Raw genomic sequence first — 547 nt, forward strand, 5'->3', positions numbered from 1 at the left:
GCCCAATAGCGGCGAGCGCAAGCAGCTATTGATTTTGTAGCAGAATTTTCTGAACCATTCGCCGTTGCGCGAGAGGAACCGCCATGATCGTCCGTTTTAACATCGACTCTTTTGACAAGACCCAGTACGAATACCGCGTGACTTACGAAGGTGAAGACCTGTTCGGCGACGCCGGGCTGGGTGGCATTGAAGAATGCATCATCGCCGCCACCGAAGGCCTGGGCCAGGACGCCGTCGCGGCAGAGGTCGCCTTCAGGGGCATCATCAGCGGCACCTACCCGCTGGCATCGCTGGCACTCATGTCGGCACAGATCGCCGTTCATGCATTGCAGACCACTGAGGCGGTTGAGGAAGTGAGCCGGTAGCCGCATTGGTACCGGGCGAACTTTGCAGTGGATACCTGACTGATGCTGGGCATGCGCCGCGTCGGCATCACGTCGGCCGCCAACGCGCTGCAGCGCAGCGGATTGATCAAATACCACCGTGGTGCATTGAAGATTCTTGACCGCGGCGACCCGGAAGCCGCGGCATGCAGCTGCTACGCGGC

1 protein-coding gene is annotated in these 547 nt (G+C 60.1%); it reads left to right on the forward strand.

Annotated features, from left to right (window positions below):
• Window positions 1-83: 83 nt before the first annotated feature.
• Window positions 84-365 (forward strand): hypothetical protein, encoded by a 282-nt coding sequence (locus tag AC1D0Z_RS23930; RefSeq protein WP_477660591.1) that lies wholly within the window; start codon window positions 84-86, stop codon window positions 363-365.
• Window positions 366-547: the final 182 nt, after the last annotated feature.

The sequence above is a fragment of the Polaromonas sp. P1_E3 genome (genome assembly GCF_056405935.1).

Bases quoted from the DNA above. Each gene is read 5' to 3' on its own strand.
- AC1D0Z_RS23930 (WP_477660591.1), top strand. From the start codon at position 84: ATGATCGTCCGTTTTAACATCGACTCTTTTGACAAGACCCAGTACGAA.